The sequence below is a fragment of the Bradyrhizobium sp. LTSP885 genome, assembly GCF_000938305.1.
Classification (GTDB): Bacteria; Pseudomonadota; Alphaproteobacteria; order Rhizobiales; family Xanthobacteraceae; genus Bradyrhizobium.
The window spans coordinates 24421-43332 of record NZ_JYMT01000036.1 but is presented as its reverse complement, the minus strand read 5'-3'; the positions used below and the strand labels follow the sequence as shown (position 1 = coordinate 43332).

Sequence of the window (18912 nt, the reverse complement as noted above, 5' to 3'; positions counted from 1 at the left end):
CATGGATTCTGAGATCATGGACGTTCTCGCCGATCGCGTGCTCGAGCTCGGGCCGAAGCCTGCGGCCGACGGCGCCTACAAAAATTTCAAGCTGACGCGCGACGAGGACGGCATCGCGTGGCTGCTGTTCGACCGGGCCGGCGCCAGCGCCAATACCATCTCCGCCGAATTGATTGAGGAGCTCGATTCTATCGTGGCGGCGCTGGAGAGCCAGCGGCCGACCGGCCTCGTGGTGCGTTCGGCGAAAACGAGCGGCTTCATCGCCGGCGCCGACGTCAACGAATTCCGCGGCGCGACCGATCCGCGTATGGTTGAGACCGCGATCGGCCGCGCCCATGCGGTGATCGATCGGTTGGAAGCGCTGCGGGTGCCGTCGGTTGCCGTCGTCCACGGCTTCTGCCTCGGCGGCGGCCTTGAAGTGGCGCTGGCGTGCCAGATGCGGATCGCGATCGACGACGCGCGATTTGGCTTTCCCGAGGTGATGCTCGGCCTGCATCCCGGTCTCGGCGGCACCGTGCGTTTCACCGAGCTGGTCAACCCGATGCAGGCGATGACGCTGATGCTGACCGGCAAGACGATCGACGCCCGCCGCGCCAAGTCGCTCGGGCTGGTCGATGCCGTCACGCAGGAGCGCCACGTCCGCAACGCCGTCAAGGACGCAGTGTTCGGTCGCCTGAAGCGCGCCAAGCCCGGCGTCCTCAATTCGATCCTCAATCTCGCGCCTGTGCGGGGCTTCCTCGCGACGCGGATGCGCAGCGAGGCCGCCAAGGCCGCGCCGCGCGTGCATTATCCGGCGCCGTACGCGCTGATCGATCTCTGGGAGAAGCACGCCGGCAACCGCTCGGCGATGCTTAATGCCGAGAAGACGTCGTTCGCCGATCTGATGGTGACGCCGACAGCGCAGGATCTGATCCGGGTGTTCTTCCTGCGCGAGCAGATGAAGAAGCTCGCAGGCTCCGGCAACAAGATCGCGCACGTCCATGTCATCGGCGCCGGCGCGATGGGCGGCGATATCGCCGCCTGGTGCGCCAACCAGGACATGCGGGTCACGCTCGCTGACATGAAGGCCGAGCCGATTGCGGGCGCGATCAAGCGCGCGGCCGACCTGTTCAGCAAGATCATGCGCAAGCGGATCGACCAGCGCGACGCGCTCGACCGGCTGATTCCGGATATGGAGGGCGAGGGCGTCCGCAACGCCGATTTGATCATCGAGGCGGTGCCGGAAAAGCTCGCGCTGAAGCAGAAGGTCTATGCCGGCCTCGAGCCGAAGATGAAGCAAGGCGCGATCCTCGCCACCAACACCTCGAGCATCCCGCTGCAGGATCTGCGCACCACGCTGCAAAGGCCCGAGCGGCTGCTCGGCCTGCATTTCTTCAATCCGGTGTCGCGGCTGCAACTCGTCGAGGTCGTCAGCCATGAGGGCACCGATGCCGGCCTGCTCAAGGAGGCACTGGCCTTTGTCGGCGCCATCGATCGCCTGCCGCTGCCGGTGAAGAGCTCGCCCGGCTTCCTCGTCAACCGCGCGCTGACGCCCTACATGCTGGAGGCGATGGTGATGCTGGACGAGAAGATCGACCAGCGCCTGATCGACGCCGCGGCGGAGCAGTTCGGCATGCCGATGGGGCCGATCGAGCTGGCCGACCATGTCGGGCTCGACATCTGCCTCGACGTCGGCGACATGCTGCGCTCGAAGTTCGGCGATCATCTGCCGCCGACGCCGGCCTGGCTGCGTGACAAGGTCGCCAAGGGCGAACTCGGCCGCAAGACCGGCAAGGGTTTTTACACCTGGAAGGACGGCAAGGCAGAAAAAGCGCCCGGACCGGAGACTGGTCCCAGGGTGACGGACGAGATGATCGACCGCCTGGTACTGCCGATGTCGAATGTCTGCGTCGCGGCCTTGCGCGAGGGCATTGTCGACAACGCCGACGTGGTCGACGGCGCGATGATCTTCGGCACCGGCTACGCACCGTTCCGCGGCGGCCCGCTGAATTACGCGCGCACCCGCGGCGTCGACAACGTCGTCGCGACCTTGCGGGCGCTGACGGAAAAATTCGGCGGCAGGTTCACGCCCGATGCCGGCTGGGAGACTTTCAGATAACCGATAGAGCGCGCCATGCAACCGACGCCGTTCTTCAAGCAAGCGACGCCCCGCGAAATCCGGGTGATGCGGCTTTGCGTCGCTGCCAACATGCTCGTCATCGCCTGCTGCGCCGTCTATCTCGTTCGCCATTTTGTCGCCGCGGACATGGGCTGGAGGTCGCTGCTGGCGGCGCTGCTGGCCGGTTACTTCGTGGCCGACTTTTCGTCCGGCGTGGTGCATTGGGTGATCGATACCTGGCTCGACGAGCGTGCACTCGGCCGCGGCATCGCGATTACGCGCGAGCACCATACCCATCCCGAACATGTCGACGGCTATGGCTTTCTCGAATATGCCTCACTCGGCTCCGCCCCGAGCGCGCTGTTTTTCGGGCCGGTTTTTGCCGTCACCGCCTGCTTCCCGGTCTCGGCGACGACTTACGCGCTGGTGATGCTGTGGTTCGTGACCTCGCTCTGCCTGCTGTTCGGCATGACCTTCCACAATCTGGCGCACCGGCCGGCGCGTTCGGCGATCATGCGGCTGGCGCAGCGGCTGCACCTGGTCTGCCCGGTCGCGCATCATTGGGTGCATCACCACGACACGACGGTGCATTATTGCGTGGTGAACGGCTGGGCGAATTATGTCTGCGATGGGCTCGGCGTCTGGCGCGCGCTGGAGCGCCTAATCGGCATGGTCACCGGGCTGGTGCCACGGGCCGACGATCTGGAATGGCAGCGGCATTATCGCGAGACCGGCGAACTCGCCGACTCGCGGCGGCCGGCGCCGTAGCCGTTGCGCGTCGGGCCGCGTCCCGGTATCAGAGTCCGAGCCCTAGCGAGGACTTGATATGACGGACACCCATATCCACGCGCCGCCGATCTCCGGAAACGAGCCGCAGGGCGATCTCTGCATCCGCACGCTGGCGATGCCGGCCGACACCAACGCCAATGGCGATATCTTCGGCGGCTGGCTGCTCAGCCAGATGGACGTCGGCGGCGGCGTGTTCGCCTCCAAGGTGGCGAAGTCGCGGACCGTGACGGTGGCGATCGAGGCGATGAATTTCCGCAAGGCCGTCTATGTCGGCGATCTCGTTTCGGTGCACGCCAATCTGGTGCGGGTCGGCCGCACCTCGATCACGGTGCATCTCGAAGCCTGGGTGCTGCGCCGCCGCGCGGAGCAGTCGATCCTGGTGACCGACGGCAATTTCACCTACGTCTCGATCGACGATCAGGGCCAACCCCAGCAAATCCAGCGCGACGGCGTGACGATCGCGACCTAGCAACACACTCCGTGTCGTCCCTGCGAAAGCAGGGACCCATAACCACAAAAACTGATTGTTGAGGAAGCTGGAACGACGAGTCCCGTTTACAACTCGTGCTGCGGAGTATGGGTCCCTGCTTTCGCAGGGACGACGGCGGTTAAAAGCCGCGGCGTACTGGATACCCCGCATGCGCGGGGTATGACGGGCCGAAAGGCCGAGGAACAAACCGGCAGCGATGCCGTTGTCGGCCCGGAAATGAACCCGAGGCCGACAATGTCCGACTGTTACGTCATCGAAGTGAGTTCGCAGACCGCGGGTATCGTGGTGCGCGGTGCAGGCGGTTACCAGTTCTTTGCGGCATCGCACCGTTTCAACCGCCTCGAAGGCCAGATCTTCCGCACTGCCCGTGAGGCCGAACGCGCGGCGCGCCGTCTCGCCACTGGAGAAACCCTTCAGTTGGCGTCCTAGCTCTTCCCGGGTCATTCCGGGGCGATGCGCAGCATCGAACCCGGAATCTCGAGATTCCCCGATGCGCCAGCGCATCTGAGGTTCGCATCTTCGATGCGCCCCGGAATGACGAGGACCTCCCGCGTTGACCTCCGCGCCGAACGGCCGCACCATGGGCTCATCGCCGCTTCAGGGGTGCCGCCGTGGCCGGACTGTCCCATCGCCAGACTGAAATCCTCAACATCGCACGCGCGTTCGGCCGGGTCATGGTGGAGGACCTTGCCAAACGATTCGAGGTGTCGGCGCAGACCATCCGCAAGGACCTCAACGATCTCTGCGACCAGCGGGCGCTGACCCGTATCCATGGCGGCGCCATCATCGCCTCCGGCGTGGAAAACCTCGCCTACGAGGCGCGCCGCTTCGTTGCCGCCGACGAGAAGAAGGCGATCGGCGCCGCCGCGGCCGCGCGGATCCCGAACGGCTGCTCGCTGTTCATCAACATCGGCACCACGACGGAAGAAGTCGCAAGCGCGCTGACCTCGCATGAGGATTTGCTGGTTATCACCAACAACCTCAACGTCGCGATGCTGCTGTATCGTCACCCGCGCATCGAGGTGGTGGTCGCCGGCGGCACCGTGCGCCGTGCCGACGGCGCCGTGGTCGGCTCGACTGCGACGCAGCTGATCGGCCAGTTCAAGGTCGATTACGCCATCATCGGCGCATCCGCGATCGACGAGGAGGGCGCGCTGCTCGACTTCGACTATCGCGAGGTGCAGGTTGCGCAAGCCATCATCGCCAATGCGCGCAACGTGATGCTGGTGTCTGATTCAACAAAGCTCCGCCGCAGCGCGCCGGTGCGCATCGCTCATATCAGCCAGATCCAGACCTTCATCACCGATTCGCCGCTGCCCGCGGGCCTCGCCAACATTTGCCATTCGCGCGGCATCGAGGTCGTCGTGGCGATGGACAAGCCGCAAGTCGATATCGACGACAACGGCCCCGAACCGTCGCCGGTCTCACTGCGCAGCGTGTGATTTAGCTTTCTCAAAGCATTCGTCGACCTCCCGTCGGAGGTGCGAGCCTTACGGCGCACTTGCGCCGCTGGGTGAGCCTGGAAGGTGACGGATCAGGCACATTGCCCAGCCAATAACCTCTCAAATCCCAAAAGATTCCCACCGAAAGTTCCCATTTTCGATTTGCTTTCGTTTTCTGTTGTGATTTACTCACATTCGAAAGTAAAACCGCAGAAGCGAAGGCGGTTGCTGGGGGAAGCGTTCTTTGGATCGAATTTACGACCTCGCCATCATCGGAGGCGGCGTTAACGGCTGCGGCATCGCGCGCGATGCGGCGGGCCGGGGCAACACCGTTTTTCTTTGTGAAATGAATGATTTGGCCAGCGGGACGTCGTCCTGGTCGACCAAGCTCGTGCATGGCGGTTTGCGCTACCTCGAGTATTACGAATTCCGCTTGGTGCGCGAGGCGCTGATCGAGCGCGAGATCCTCTGGCAGATCGCACCCCACATCATCCGCCCCCTGCGTTTCGTCTTGCCGCACCATGCGGGCCTGCGTCCGGCCTGGCTGCTGCGGCTCGGCCTGTTCCTCTACGACCATATCGGTGGCCGCCATTTGCTGCCGGCGACGCGCTCGGTCGATCTCACGACTGACGTGGTCGGCAAGCCGCTGATCGCGGGCCGCTACACCAAGGGTTTTGAATATTCCGACTGCTTCGTCGACGACGCGCGGCTGGTTGCGCTGACGGCGCGTGATGCGGCCGATCGTGGCGCCGAGATCCGCACGCGCAGCCGCGCGGTCGAGATCCGGCAGGTCGACGGCATCTGGCACGTCGCGGTCGAGGACCGCGCAAGCGGCACGCGCGACACGATCAAGGCGCGCGCGCTGGTCAATGCCGGCGGACCCTGGGTCGAACAGGTGCTGGCGTCGGGCGCCGGCGTCAATGCGCGGGCCAAGGTGCGGCTGGTGCAGGGCTCGCACATCGTGGTCAAGAAGCTCTACGACCACGACCGCGCCTACATCTTCCAGAATGCGGACGGTCGCATCATCTTCGTCATTCCCTATCAGGATGACTTCACGCTGATCGGCACCACCGATCGGGACTATGACGGCGACCCGGCCAAGGTGAAGGCGACGGTGGAAGAAATCCAGTATCTCTGCGCCTCAGCCAGCGAATACCTCGCCAAGCCGGTCAAACCCGAGGACGTGGTCTGGAATTATTCCGGCGTGCGGCCGCTCTATGACGATGGCGCCAGCGAAGCCAAGGCTGCGACCCGCGACTACGTGTTCGAACTCGACACTCCGGGCGGTGCGCCCTTGCTTTCGATCTACGGCGGCAAGATCACGACCTACCGCCGGCTGTCCGAAGAGGCGCTGGAGCGGCTGTCGCCCTATCTTCGCAGCGCGAAAGCAAAAGAGGGCTGGACCGGCAAGTCGCCGTTGCCCGGCGGCGACATGGATGTCTCCGCGGTTGCGGCGCTGACAGCCGAACTGATCCGCAACCATCCGTTCCTCGCGCAGCCGCATGCCAACCGTCTCGCGCATGCCTACGGCACGCGCGCTGCCAAATTGCTGGGCAATGCGAAATCCGCCGATGATCTCGGCCGTTCGTTCGGCGCCACCTTGACGGAGAGTGAAGTCAGGTACCTGATGGCGAACGAATGGGCCCAGACTGCGGAGGATGTTGTCTGGCGGCGATCCAAACTTGGCCTGCGGATGTCGGCGGACGAAGTCGCCGCGCTCGACGAGTGGATGGCCGCCAATCGCGTATCCGGTGAACGTCCCCTTCGCGAAGCCGGAGGACGGACATGAGCGTCACACTGCAAAACGTCACGCGGACCGTGGATGGCATTCCGACCATCCGCGATGTTTCGCTGACGCTGGAGCGCGGCACGCTCAGCGTGCTGCTCGGGCCGACGCTGTCGGGCAAGACCTCGATCATGCGGCTGCTCGCCGGCCTCGACAAGCCGACCACGGGGCGCGTGCTGGTCGACGGCAAGGACGTTACTGGCTTCGACGTGCGCCAGCGCTCAGTCGCGATGGTCTATCAGCAGTTCATCAACTACCCCTCGCTGACGGTGTACGAGAATATCGCTTCGCCGCTGCGGGTGCAGGGCAAGCCCCGCGCGGAGATCGAGAAGCGGGTCGCGGAAGCCGCGGGCCTGCTGCGACTCGAGCCCTATCTGAAGCGCACGCCGCTACAACTCTCCGGCGGCCAGCAACAGCGCACCGCGATCGCGCGCGCGCTGGTCAAGGGCGCCGATCTCGTGCTGCTCGACGAGCCGCTCGCCAATCTCGACTACAAGCTCCGCGAGGAGCTGCGCACCGAACTGCCGCGCATCTTCGAGGCCTCGGGTGCGATCTTCGTCTATGCCACGACCGAACCATCGGAAGCGCTGCTGCTCGGCGGCAATACCGTGTGCATGTGGGAAGGCCAGACGCTGCAGATCGGTGAGACGCCGAAGGTCTATCGCCATCCCGATACGATGCGCGTTGCGCAGGTGTTTTCCGATCCGCCGCTCAACATCATCGGCATCGAGAAGAAGAACGGCGAGGTGATCTACACCGGCGGCGAAAAGGCGCCGGCGGCAGGCCTGTACGCCAATGTGCCCGACGGCACCTATCGCGTCGGCTTCCGCGCCCACCAGCTCGAGGTCGGCGACACTGCGGCCGGCCGCCACAAGTTTTCCGCCACCGTGACGGTGACCGAGATCACCGGCTCGGAAAGCTTCGTGCATGTCCATGTCCACGGCTCGGACTGGGTCTCGGTGCTGCATGGCGTGCATGAATATGAACCCGGGCAGGTGCTCAGCGTCGCGCTCGATCCCGACAACATCTTTGTGTTCGACGCGGCCGACCGCCTGGTCGCCTCGTCTGCCACAGCGTTTTCAAGCGAAGTGCTTAGCGGTTCGCGTGAAGAAAACGCGTCAACAAACAAAAGCAATTGAGGGAGATGCAAGATGGCCCGCATTGACCTCGTCGACCTCGCACATTCCTACGGCGGCAACGACGCGCCGCCGGAATCCTTCGCGCTGAAGCCGGTGACCATGACCTGGCGGCAGGGCGGCGCCTATGCGCTGCTCGGACCGTCGGGTTGCGGCAAGACCACGCTGCTCAACCTGATTTCGGGGATCGTGACGCCGTCGCGCGGAAAAATCCTGTTCGACGGCCAGGACATCACGCCGCTGTCAACGCAGAAGCGCAATATCGCGCAGGTGTTCCAGTTCCCGGTGATCTACGACACCATGACGGTGGGCGAGAACCTTGCCTTCCCGCTGAAGAACCGCGGCGTGCAAAGGGCCGAGATCGATGCGCGCGTCAAGCAGATCGCCGACCTGCTCGACCTCACGCCCTACCTCAATCGCAAGGCGACGCGGCTGACCGCGGACGCCAAGCAGAAGATATCGCTCGGCCGCGGCCTGGTGCGCTCCGACGTCGCCGCCGTGCTGTTCGACGAGCCGCTGACGGTGATCGATCCCGAGCTGAAGTGGCAATTGCGCTCCAAGCTGAAGGCGCTGCATCGCGAGCTCGACCTCACGATGATCTATGTCACCCACGACCAGACCGAGGCGTTGACCTTCGCCGACACCGTCGTCGTGATGCATGACGGCGGTGTGGTGCAGAGCGGCACGCCGGCCGAGCTGTTCGACAAGCCGGCGCACACCTTCGTCGGCTACTTCATCGGCTCGCCCGGCATGAACATCGTATCGGCGGACGTGAGCGGCCACGAGGCGCGGGTCGACGGCCATGTCATCGCCCTGCACCGCAACTATGGCGTTCTCCCGGCCGGCAAGAAGATCGAGATCGGCGTGCGGCCCGAATTCGTCGATGTCGCGGCTCCCGGCTCGGGCCTGCTGTCGGCCAAGATCGAACGGATCGACGATCTCGGCCGTATCAGGTTCGCCCGCGTCAGGGTCGGTAACGCCAAGTTCTCCGCGCGCGTTCCGTCGGGGTTCTCGATCTCCGGCGACACCGCCGGCCTGATCTTCGACTCCGCGCATATCCACGTTTATGCCGACAGCCGTTTGGTCGAGGGGGTCGCCTGATGGACAAGACCATCAACCAAAAAGCCTGGTTCCTGGTGCTGCCGGTGTTCCTGGTGGTCGCGTTCTCCGCGATCCTGCCGCTAATGACCGTCGTGAACTATTCGATGCAGGACACGTTCGGCAACAACCAGTTCTTCTGGAACGGCGTCGGCTGGTTCAAGGAGCTGCTCGACCCCTCGACCGACCTCGGCGGCCGCTTTCTGGCCTCGCTCGGCCGTAACCTGTTCTTCTCGGGGGTGATCCTCGCGATCGAGGTGCCGCTCGGCATCGTGGTCGCGCTGTCGATGCCGCGCGAGGGCTGGAGCGTCGCGGCCTGCCTCGTCATCCTCGCATTGCCGCTGTTGATTCCGTGGAACGTGGTCGGCACCATCTGGCAGATCTTCGGCCGGCCCGACATCGGCCTGCTCGGCTACGTGCTGAACAACATCGGGATCAATTACAACTACGTTTCCAATGAGATCGATGCCTGGGTCACGGTGATCGTGATGGACGTCTGGCATTGGACCAGCCTGGTCGCGCTGCTCTGCTACGCCGGCCTGAAGTCGATCCCCGACGCCTACTACCAGGCGGCGCAGATCGACGGCGCCTCGCGCTGGGCGGTGTTCCGCGCCATTCAGCTCCCGAAGATGCACCGTGTGCTCTTGATCGCCGTGCTGCTGCGCTTCATGGATAGCTTCATGATCTACACCGAACCGTTCGTCGTCACCGGCGGCGGCCCGGGCAATTCGACCACCTTCATCTCGATCGAACTCGTCAAGATCGCGCTCGGCCAGTTCGACCTCGGCAAGGCCGCGGCGCTGTCGCTGGTCTACAACCTCATCATCCTGATCGTGTGCTGGGTGTTCTACACCGTGATGACCAATGCCGGCACCGACCGCCCGGCCAAGGAAGGAGCGGCCTGATGCACTCGATTCCCGGCCGTCGCGTCATTATGGCGCTGTTCCTGATCTTCCTGCTGTTGCCGATCTACTGGCTCGTCAACATGAGCTTCAAGACCAATACCGAGATCGTCACGACGATGACGCTGTGGCCGCACGCGCCGACGCTGCAGCACTACAAGCGCATCTTCACCGACGAGAGCTGGTACTCCGGCTACATCAACTCGCTGGAATACGTCGTCCTCAACACCATCATCTCGATCGCGGTGGCGCTGCCGGCGGCCTATGCGTTCTCGCGCTACCGCTTCCTCGGCGACAAGCATTTGTTCTTCTGGCTGCTGTCGAACCGCATGGCGCCGGCGGCGGTCTATGCGCTGCCGTTCTTCAACCTCTATTCGGCGATCGGCCTGTTCGATACGCCCTGGGCCGTGGCGCTGGCGCACTGTATCTTCAACGTGCCGCTCGCGGTCTGGATCCTCGAAGGTTTCGTCTCCGGCGTGCCGCGCGAAATCGACGAGACCGCGTTCCTCGACGGCTATTCGTTCCCGCGCTTCTTCATCAAGATCCTGGTGCCGCTGATCGCAAGCGGCATCGGCGTCGCGGCGTTCTTCTGCTTCATGTTCTCCTGGGTCGAATTGCTGCTGGCGCGCACGCTGACCTCGGTCAACGCCAAGCCGATCGCCGCCGTCATGACCCGTACGGTGTCGGCGGCCGGAATGGATTGGGGGCTGTTGGCGGCTGCCGGTGTGCTCACCATCATCCCGGGCGCGCTGGTGATCTGGTTCGTCCGCAACTACATCGCGCGCGGCTTCGCGCTCGGCCGGGTCTGAGGGGGCTTTCATGGACAGCATCACATGGATGGCCTGGACGCCGCCGACCGCGATCTTCTTCGTGCTGCTGGCCTGCACGCTCGGGGTGATGACCTGGCTCGGGATCGCCTATCCCGAGGCGGAGCGCGTCGGTGTGCTGCGCATCCCGACCACGCGCGGCGATCGTTTATTTATTTCGCTGGTGCTGTCAGCCGTGATCCATCTGGCGTGGATTGGCCTGGTCGGCACCGACCCGATCGCGACGCTGCCGATCGGAGAGGGCATTGAAATTACGAGCCTGTGGCTCGCAACCGTGATTTCGCTTCTTTCGGCCGTGGTGATCTTTCGCACCGTCTGAAGAACGCGAAAAAGAGCAGATCCGGGGTCTACCCGGGCCTGGATACTTAGTTTGTCGCTGCAACCGGAGGAATCAACATGCGACACTTGAGAAGCACAAAGGATGGTCTGCTGACCATGACCAGCGCGGTGGCGCTGATCGCGGCATCGGTGGCTATCGCCGCGCCGGCCCGCGCGGACGAGGCCGCCGCCAAGAAATGGATCGACAGTGGCGAATTCCAGCCGTCGACCCTTTCGAAGGACGACCAGCTGAAGGAGCTGCAGTGGTTTATTAAGGCCGCTGCACCCTTCAAGGGCATGGAAATCAACGCCGTGTCGGAAACGCTGACCGTGCACGAATATGAATCGCGCACGCTCGCCAAGGCGTTCGAGGAGATCACCGGCATCAAGGTGAAGCACGACGTCATCCAGGAAGGCGACGTCGTCGAGAAGATCCAGACCCAGATGCAGTCGGGCAAGAACGTCTATGACGCCTGGATCAACGACTCCGACTTCATCGGCACGCACTTCCGCTACGGCCAGGCAGTCGACCTGACGGAGTGGATGAAGGGCGAAGCCAAGGATGTGACCAATCCGGGGCTCGACGTCGATGATTTCATCGGCAAGTCGTTCACGACGGCGCCGAATGGCCACCTCTACCAGCTGCCGGACCAGCAGTTCGCGAACCTCTATTGGTTCCGCTACGACTGGTTCACCAACCCGGACTACAAGGCGAAGTTCAAGGCCAAGTACGGCTACGATCTCGGCGTTCCCGTGAACTGGTCGGCCTATGAAGATATCGCCGAGTTCTTCACCAACGACGTCAAGGAGATCAACGGCGTCAAGGTCTATGGTCACATGGACTACGGCAAGAAGGATCCCTCGCTCGGCTGGCGTTTCACCGACGCCTGGCTGTCGATGGCCGGCAACGGCGACAAGGGTATCCCGAACGGCCTGCCGGTCGACGAATGGGGCATCCGCATGGAAGGCTGCCGTCCGGTCGGCTCGTCGGTCGAGCGTGGCGGCGACGCCAATGGCCCGGCGGCGGTCTACTCGATCGTCAAATATCTCGACTGGATGAAGAAGTATGCTCCGCCGCAGGCACAGGGCATGACCTTCTCCGAGTCGGGCCCGGTGCCCTCGCAGGGCAACATCGCCCAGCAGATCTTCTGGTACACCGCCTTCACCGCCGACATGGTGAAGCCCGGCCTGCCCGTGATGAACGCGGACGGTACGCCGAAGTGGCGTATGGCTCCGTCGCCGCACGGCTCGTACTGGAAGGACGGCATGAAGCTCGGCTATCAGGACGTGGGCTCGCTCACGCTGCTGAAGTCGACCCCGATCGACCGCCGCAAGGCGGCCTGGCTCTATGAGCAGTTCATCGTCTCCAAGACGGTGTCACTGAAGAAGAGCCATGTCGGTCTCACCTTCATCCGTGAATCCGACATCTGGGACAAGTCGTTCACCGAGCGTGCGCCGAAGCTCGGCGGCCTGATCGAGTTCTACCGCTCGCCCGCGCGCGTGCAGTGGACCCCGACCGGCAACAACGTGCCTGACTATCCGAAGCTCGCGCAGCTCTGGTGGCAGAACATCGGCGATGCGTCGTCCGGTGCGAAGACGCCGCAAGCTGCGATGGATGCGCTCGCCGCCGCCCAGGACTCGGTGATGGAGCGTCTCGAGAAGTCGGGCGTGCAGGGTGCCTGCGGTCCGAAGCTCAACAAGAAGGAGACCGCGGAGTACTGGTTCGCCAAGTCGGCGAAGGACGGCAACATCGCGCCGCAGCGCAAGCTTGCCAACGAGAAGCCGAAGGGTGAGACCATCGACTACGACACGCTGATCAAGTCGTGGCCGGCCTCGCCGCCGAAGCGCGCCGAAGCGAAGTAAGCTGCAACAACGAGACAAGGAGGCCGGGAGCGATCCCGGCCTTTTTGCTTTGCGGGCGGGATTGCCGTATCGACATCAAAGAATTGAAGTCGCGGGTCCCGGCCAAGGAGGTCGCCATGCGCATGATTTTCCGTTGCGATCCAAAACTTGCCGATCATCTGCCGCGGCCGTTTCCGGCGCGCAGCGCGCTGCCCGACTGGTTGCGCGCGATGCCGGCGAAGGCGCATTCCGATATCCATGGCCGCGAGATCCGCACCGTCAAGCAATGCCCGCCCTTTGTCGATGCGATGGCCTATGGCGTCATGATCCCGCTGCCCTGCGACGTCAGGGTCGAGCGCGGCGCATTCGCCTGGGACTGGGACATTCCGGTGCCTGAAACGGAGCGCCATCCGCGCGCACCGCTCAGCTTCCACCCCGTCGCGCAATTCGCCGGCGCACCGTTCGCCAACGGCCAGGCAGCGCTGAAATTCAACAGCTTCTGGACCATCGAGCTCGAGCCGGGCTGGTCGCTGTTTGCGACCCATCCGGTCAATCGCGACGATTTGCCGTTCCGCCTGATCTCGGGGCTGGTCGATGCCGATCGCTTTCACGACGGCGGCATCAATTTTCCGGCGGTCTGGACCCAGCCCGATTTCTCCGGCGTGCTGCCGAAGGGAACGCCGGTCGCGCAATGCTTCGCCGTGCCGCGCGAGGCGCCAGATCTGGTGTTCGAGCCGTTCGACGAGGCGCACAGGGAAGCTTATGCGAAGGTCGTCGGCGAGGTGCTGGCGGCGCCCAACGTCTATCGCAAGCATTTTCGCGCCAAGCGCAGACGGCTAACCAGCTAACGTTTTGCGCAGCGCTGCCTCGTCGAGCCACAGCCGGCCGTACGAGCCCGAGGTCAACGCCATCGCGATCGAGCCGAACATCTCCGGGCGCAGGTCGTAGGCGCGCGCATAGGCCTGCATCGCAGCGTCGGGATCGCCGCACTCCTGGAGCACGGTCCCGAGATTGAGCGCCGCCTCGGCGTAATCAGGATTGATGTCGAGCGCCTTGCGGTATGCGGTACCGGCCGCGGCGAAATCGCGCAGATCCTGCCTGGCAACGCCGAGATCGAACCAGACCGAGGCCGGTGCGTCACCAGCGGTGGCGCGATCGAGCAGGCGTGCGGCCTTGGCCGGGTCGCCGTCGTCCCAGGCCAAGCGGCCGAGCCGCGCCATGGCTTCCTGATGTTGCGGGATGACCTTGAGGATCGCCTCCCAGGCCGCGCGCGCCTGCGCTTTTCGGCCGGCCAGTTCGAGCGTGCGCGCTTGCTCGACGAACACCTCGCGCTGCGGCTCGAGCACGGCGGCACGGTCGAGATGCATCATCGCCGCATCGAAGTCGCTTGCGGCGCGCGCGATGCGCCCGGCCAGCAGCCGGGCGGCGACATTGTCGGGGCGTTTTGCCAGGCTCGTCTCGATATGCCCACGGGCCAGCGCGATCGCGCCCTCGGCATAGAGCACCGCGGCAAGGAAATGGCTCAGCACGGGCTCTCCAGGCCGCCGGCGCAGACCTTGTTCGCAGAGCTGCTTCGCCTCGTCGCGACGGCCGGCATTGAATGCTGCGGCCGCGCGGCGAACGATCTCCTCGGCGTTGTCCCTGCTCATCCCTGCGCGACCGTGTTCAGCCCAGATCGATAAGGTCTAGGCCATGACGCGCCGGAGTCCAAGATCAGCGTTCACCGCGCGGCGGTGTGGCCGGCCGCCGCGCGCATCTGGATAAACGCCTGGTGTTGCGCCAGCGTCAGCTCCTGGCTGACATGAGACAGCTCGGTCGCCGCGGCTTCGGCGGCCTGGCTGGCCGGCTCGGCGACACGCGCGAACATCTCGGCCTCATACGCGCGCACCGCATCGCGCCAATCAAGCGGCCCGGTGAGATGCTCTGCCAGCTCCGCTGCATCCAGCATCGCGGCGTTGACGCCTTCGCCGCCGTAAGGCGACATCAGGTGCGCCGCATCTCCGAGCAGGGTGATGCCGGCGCGGTTGGTCCAGTGATGTCCGACCGGCAGCGCATGGATCGGGCGAATGGCGAACTGATCGTTGCTGGCGCGGAACAGCTCCAGCAGGGCGTCGGCCCATTCGGCGAATTCATCCACCAGCGCGTCGCGTACCACCGCCGGCGAGGTGACGTCGAACCGGCGCTCGGCCCATTCGACCGGCACGCGGAAGATCGCATAGCCGCGCAGATGGGCGTTGCCGTTGCGCTGGACGATCAGGCTTCGGCCGCCGCCTTCGACACCCATCTTGCCGCGGCCGACGAGCCGCGACAGCACAGGGTGGCGCGTATCGACATCATCGATGCCGAACTCGATGAAGGTGAGCCCGGTATATTGCGGCTGGTAGTGCGACACGAGCGGCCGCACCCGCGACCACGCGCCGTCGGCGCCGACAACGAGATCGAACGGCCCCTGGCGCGCTTCATCGAACACGAGATCATGGAGGCCGTCGTCCCGCGGCACGACCTCGCGCAAGGCGTGGCCCCAATTGATGGTGCCGGACGGCAAGGATTGCAGCAGCAAGGCGCGCAGCGCGGTGCGATCGACCTCCGGTCGGTCGCCGGTCGTGTCGTCATCCGCAAGTAGCAATCGGCCGTCGCCGTCATAGAGCCGGCTGCCTTGATCGTCGTAACGCGCGATGCGCAGGAAGCCTTCGGTGAGGCCGGCGCGTGCCAGCGCCAATTGGCCGCTCTCGGCATGCAGATCGAGCGTCCCGCCCTGCGGCCGCTCGGTCGCGCATGTCTCTCGCTCGAACACCCTGGCGTCTATTCCGGCGGCATGCAGCAGCCGGGCGAGTGTCAGGCCGCCGGGACCGGCGCCGACGATGGCAATACGGAGTGGGCTTGAATTCATGGACATCACGCTTTCACCGGGATAAATAGGTGCCTATATATTATGGATAGGGACCTATGTAAATGGCGGATGCAACCGATTGGGACTTGTTTGATCGTCCGGCGCCGCTGGTCAACATGGCCTCGCGCAGCTTCTTGAGGCTCGGCGAACGGCGGGTGAAGCCGCTCGGTTTCAGCGTCGGGCAGTTGCCGGTGCTCTATCTGCTGCGCGACGGCAAGGCGATGTCGCAACGTGATCTGGCCCGCGCTGTCAGGGTCGAGCAGCCATCGATGGCGCAGATTCTGGCGCGGATGGAGCGCGACGGCCTGATCCGGCGCACGCCGATGCCGGGCGACGGCCGCAGCCAATTGGTGTCGCTGACCAAGGCCGCGATCGCGAAGCTGCCGGCTGCACGCAAGGCGCTGCACCGCAACCAGGACCAGGCGCTCGCGGGATTCAGCGCGGTCGAGACCGCAACGCTGCTGGATCTGCTGCGGCGATTGAATCGAAACCTGGACCGCATTGTCACGGCGGAGATGGAGAGCGACCAGGCGGTCGACGCATAAAAGCATCCGCAGCACCGGTGCGCGAAAGGGCGATCAGCCCGCGACCAGTCGCCTCACGACGACCCCCCGGCTTGACTCCACCAGACACCGAACTCATAGTTAGCATAATGCAATTGAAGTAATCGTATATCGATTACTCCGAGATAGCGCTGGTAAGGCTCTGTTGGCTTCCTTTGAGAGGCGGGTGGATGGCACTGATCGAGGCGTTCAAGCAGTTGCTGGGCGACACGGCGGTCCTGACGCAGGATGAAGATCTCGCGGGACTGATCGAAGATTGGCGCGGCCGATTCCGGGCGCCTGCGCTCTGCGCCGTGCTGCCGTCCAACCCCCAGCAAGTTGCGGCCATCGTTCGCCTTTGCATCGAACACGGCGTTCCGGTGTTGCCGCAAGGTGGCAATACCAGCCTGTGTGGTGGGGCCACGCCGTTCGACGAGGGCAAGCGGCCAGTCATCGTCGCGCTGACCCGCATGCGCCGCATCAGGTCGATCGATCCGGTCAACAATACGATGGAGGTCGATGCCGGCTGCGTGCTGGCCACGATCCATGAGGCCGCCGCGGCGACAGGCCGCCTCTATCCGGTCAGCCTCGGTGCCGAGGGCTCCTGCCAGATCGGCGGCAACATCGCCACCAACGCCGGCGGCACCGGCGTGCTGCGCTACGGCAATACGCGTGACAATGTGCTCGGCCTCGAGGTGGTGCTATCAGACGGTTCGATCTGGGACGGCCTCTATGCCCTGCGCAAGAACAATACGGGCTACGATCTCAAGCATCTTTTCATCGGCTCCGAGGGCACGCTCGGCATCGTCACCGGTGCTGTGCTGAAGCTGCATCCGTTGCCGACCGCGGAGGCGGTCGCGTGGCTCGCGGTCGACGATCCGCAACGGGCGCTCGACGTGCTCGGCCTGTTCCAGGCGTCCTGCAGTTCGCGGCTCTCGGCGTTCGAGCTGTTGAACGACAATCAGATCCGGCTGGTGCTCGAGCAAATGCCCGGGCGGCGTTGCCCCGTGGCGCGGATCGACGGCTGGCACGTTGTGGTCGAACTATCTGATACCGGAAGCACGCAAGAGATCACTGCCACGATGCAGGCGGTGCTGGAGCGCGCGCTCGAGCAAGGCTTGATCAGCGATGCCGTCGTCGCCTCGAGCGGAGCGCAACGTCAGGCGATGTGGCTGGTCCGGCACAGCGTCTCGGAAGCCAACAAGAAGGCCGGCGTCGGCCTGACCTCGGACACCGCCGTTCCCGTGTCGGCGGTACCCGCCTTCATCGCGCAGGCGACTGCTTCCGTGCGCGCGATCGTGCCTGATGTGCCCGTGGTCGTCGTTGGGCATATGGGCGACGGCAACATCCATTTCATTCCGTTCTTCAGTTTTGATGAATGGAACGCCATGCCGGATCGCGACAGCCTCGCGGACCGGGTTCGCCAGGCGATCGATGACGCCGCCGGCGCGCTGCGCGGCACCTTCAGCGCCGAGCACGGCATCGGACGTACGCTGATCGGCGAAATGTCGCGCTACAAGGCGCCGGTCGAGCTCGCTTTGATGCGGGCGGTGAAGCAGGCCTTCGATCCGCTCAGTCTGTTCAATCCCGGCCGCGTGCTGCCGCCGGCCGCTGCACCATCTGTTTCGCCGTCAGTCGCAACCACCAGACAAAGGGAGACCTGAAACGTGAGCACACCTCGGAACACCGGAATTTCTCGTCGCAGCCTGCTGCTCTCAACCGGTGCCGCCGCGTTGGCTGCGCCTGCGATCTGGTCGCCGTCGCGCGCAGCGGGAAAACGCATCGTGGTGCGTGATGACGGTGGCATCTACACCAAGGCGTACGGTGCGGCGTTCTATCGGCCGTTCACGCAGGCGACCGGCATCGAGGTCGTCGGCGTCCAGGCCGCCGCCGAGCCGATCGCGCAGATCAAGACCATGGTCGAGACCAAGAACTACACCTGGGACATGGCCAAGATCAGCTGGCCCGCGATCCTGATCCTGACAAGCGGTAATACGCCCTATCTCGAAAAGCACGGCCTGGAGTCGGAGCCGGCCATCAAGACCATCCCGCCCGAATATATGTCGCCTTACGGCGTCGGCACCAACGTCTACACGACCGTGCTGGCCTATCGCTCCGATGCGTTCAAGGGCCGCAAGGCGCCGCAATCCTGGGCCGATTTCTGGAACGTGACGGAATTTCCGGGCCGCCGCGCCGTGCGCAAGCATCCGTTCGACACCATCGAGGAAGCGTTGATGGGGGCGGGCGTGCCGACCGCGCAGGTCTACCCTTGCGACCTCGACAAGGCGTTTGCATCGCTCGACAAGATCAAGTCCGCCGCCGCGGTGTGGTGGACGACGGGCGCGCAGGTCGAACAGATGCTGACCTCAGGCGAGATCGACATGATCCCGACCTGGGTGTCGCGCGCGCAGTCCGCGCAGGCGGCGGGCGCGCCGGTCGAGATCGTCTGGAACCAGGGCGTCTGGGGCGGCGACAATTGGTCGATCCTCGCCGGCTCGCCGAATGCCGATGCGTGCCGCGAGTTCATCAAGTTCGCGTCCGATCCGAAGCGGATGGCCGCGCTGACCGAATTCTTTCCGGCGGGCCTGACGCAGCCGGAGGCATTCAACTACGTCAAGCCGGAGATCGCGAAGAACTGCCCGACCTATCCAGATAACATCAAGGTCGGCCTCAAGATCAATCCGAAGTTCTGGCTCGACAACCAGGCGGCGGTGATCGAGCGCTTCAATAGCTGGATTTTGGCCTAACCATC

18 protein-coding genes are annotated in these 18912 nt (G+C 64.5%); 16 read left to right on the top strand and 2 right to left on the bottom strand.

Annotated elements, in window-relative coordinates:
* Window position 1: 1 nt before the first annotated feature.
* From UP09_RS22780 to UP09_RS22720, 13 genes are all read left to right on the top strand, one after another.
* Window positions 2–2098 (top strand): 3-hydroxyacyl-CoA dehydrogenase NAD-binding domain-containing protein, encoded by a 2097-nt coding sequence (locus UP09_RS22780; protein WP_044540532.1) that lies wholly within the window; start codon window positions 2–4, stop codon window positions 2096–2098.
* 15 nt (window positions 2099–2113) lie between these two features.
* On the top strand, window positions 2114–2866 hold the full coding sequence (locus tag UP09_RS22775) for a fatty acid desaturase CarF family protein (protein ID WP_044540531.1): 753 nt from the start codon (window positions 2114–2116) through the stop codon (window positions 2864–2866).
* Window positions 2867–2924: 58 nt separating this feature from the next.
* The gene (locus UP09_RS22770) at window positions 2925–3356 is read left to right on the top strand and encodes an acyl-CoA thioesterase (protein WP_044540530.1); all 432 of its coding nucleotides are present in this window, start codon (window positions 2925–2927) and stop codon (window positions 3354–3356) included.
* A gap of 255 nt (window positions 3357–3611) precedes the next feature.
* Window positions 3612–3806 carry a hypothetical protein gene (locus UP09_RS22765; protein ID WP_044540713.1) on the top strand — a complete coding sequence of 65 codons (195 nt, stop codon included), beginning with the start codon at window positions 3612–3614 and terminating at the stop codon, window positions 3804–3806.
* A gap of 182 nt (window positions 3807–3988) precedes the next feature.
* Window positions 3989–4819, top strand: a complete 831-nt coding sequence (locus tag UP09_RS22760) for a DeoR/GlpR family DNA-binding transcription regulator (RefSeq protein ID WP_044540529.1) — start codon at window positions 3989–3991, stop codon at window positions 4817–4819.
* Window positions 4820–5063: 244 nt separating this feature from the next.
* On the top strand, window positions 5064–6608 hold the full coding sequence (gene glpD, locus UP09_RS22755; protein WP_044540528.1) for a glycerol-3-phosphate dehydrogenase: 1545 nt from the start codon (window positions 5064–5066) through the stop codon (window positions 6606–6608).
* On the top strand, window positions 6605–7744 hold the full coding sequence (locus UP09_RS22750; RefSeq protein ID WP_044540527.1) for an ABC transporter ATP-binding protein: 1140 nt from the start codon (window positions 6605–6607) through the stop codon (window positions 7742–7744). The genes glpD and UP09_RS22750 overlap by 4 nt, the downstream gene beginning before the upstream one ends.
* Window positions 7745–7756: 12 nt before the next feature.
* Window positions 7757–8842: an ABC transporter ATP-binding protein gene (locus UP09_RS22745; protein WP_044540526.1), complete on the top strand. Its 1086-nt coding sequence runs from the start codon at window positions 7757–7759 to the stop codon at window positions 8840–8842.
* Window positions 8842–9744, top strand: coding sequence for a carbohydrate ABC transporter permease (locus UP09_RS22740; protein WP_044540525.1), 903 nt, complete (start codon window positions 8842–8844; stop codon window positions 9742–9744). The genes UP09_RS22745 and UP09_RS22740 overlap by 1 nt, the downstream gene beginning before the upstream one ends.
* Complete coding sequence (locus tag UP09_RS22735) at window positions 9744–10550, top strand: carbohydrate ABC transporter permease (protein WP_044540524.1); 807 nt, start codon at window positions 9744–9746, stop codon at window positions 10548–10550. The genes UP09_RS22740 and UP09_RS22735 overlap by 1 nt, the downstream gene beginning before the upstream one ends.
* A 10-nt stretch (window positions 10551–10560) precedes the next feature.
* Window positions 10561–10887, top strand: a complete 327-nt coding sequence (locus UP09_RS22730; protein ID WP_044540523.1) for a DUF2160 domain-containing protein — start codon at window positions 10561–10563, stop codon at window positions 10885–10887.
* Between the two features lie 77 nt (window positions 10888–10964).
* Window positions 10965–12749 (top strand): ABC transporter substrate-binding protein, encoded by a 1785-nt coding sequence (locus UP09_RS22725; protein WP_044540522.1) that lies wholly within the window; start codon window positions 10965–10967, stop codon window positions 12747–12749.
* A 116-nt stretch (window positions 12750–12865) separates the two neighbouring features.
* A complete protein-coding gene (locus UP09_RS22720) occupies window positions 12866–13576 on the top strand; it encodes a hypothetical protein (RefSeq protein ID WP_044540712.1) in 711 nt (236 codons plus the stop codon).
* Here the strand turns inward: UP09_RS22720 and UP09_RS22715 are convergent.
* Complete coding sequence (locus tag UP09_RS22715) at window positions 13565–14377, bottom strand: tetratricopeptide repeat protein (protein WP_044540521.1); 813 nt, start codon at window positions 14375–14377, stop codon at window positions 13565–13567. The two genes, UP09_RS22720 and UP09_RS22715, sit on opposite strands and share 12 nt — an antisense overlap.
* Window positions 14378–14448: 71 nt before the next feature.
* Entirely contained in the window at window positions 14449–15618 is a 1170-nt protein-coding gene (locus UP09_RS22710) for an FAD-dependent oxidoreductase (RefSeq protein WP_044540520.1), read from the bottom strand.
* Between the two features lie 62 nt (window positions 15619–15680).
* Here UP09_RS22710 and UP09_RS22705 point away from each other — a divergent pair, with 62 nt between their 5' ends.
* The 3 genes from UP09_RS22705 to UP09_RS22695 all read left to right on the top strand — a co-directional run bounded on the left by UP09_RS22705 (window position 15681) and on the right by UP09_RS22695 (window position 18907).
* On the top strand, window positions 15681–16163 hold the full coding sequence (locus tag UP09_RS22705) for a MarR family winged helix-turn-helix transcriptional regulator (protein ID WP_044540519.1): 483 nt from the start codon (window positions 15681–15683) through the stop codon (window positions 16161–16163).
* A 188-nt stretch (window positions 16164–16351) separates the two neighbouring features.
* Entirely contained in the window at window positions 16352–17824 is a 1473-nt protein-coding gene (locus tag UP09_RS22700) for an FAD-binding oxidoreductase (protein ID WP_044540518.1), read from the top strand.
* Window positions 17825–17827: 3 nt separating this feature from the next.
* Window positions 17828–18907 (top strand): ABC transporter substrate-binding protein, encoded by a 1080-nt coding sequence (locus UP09_RS22695; protein ID WP_044540517.1) that lies wholly within the window; start codon window positions 17828–17830, stop codon window positions 18905–18907.
* The last annotated feature ends 5 nt before the right edge of the window (window positions 18908–18912 follow it).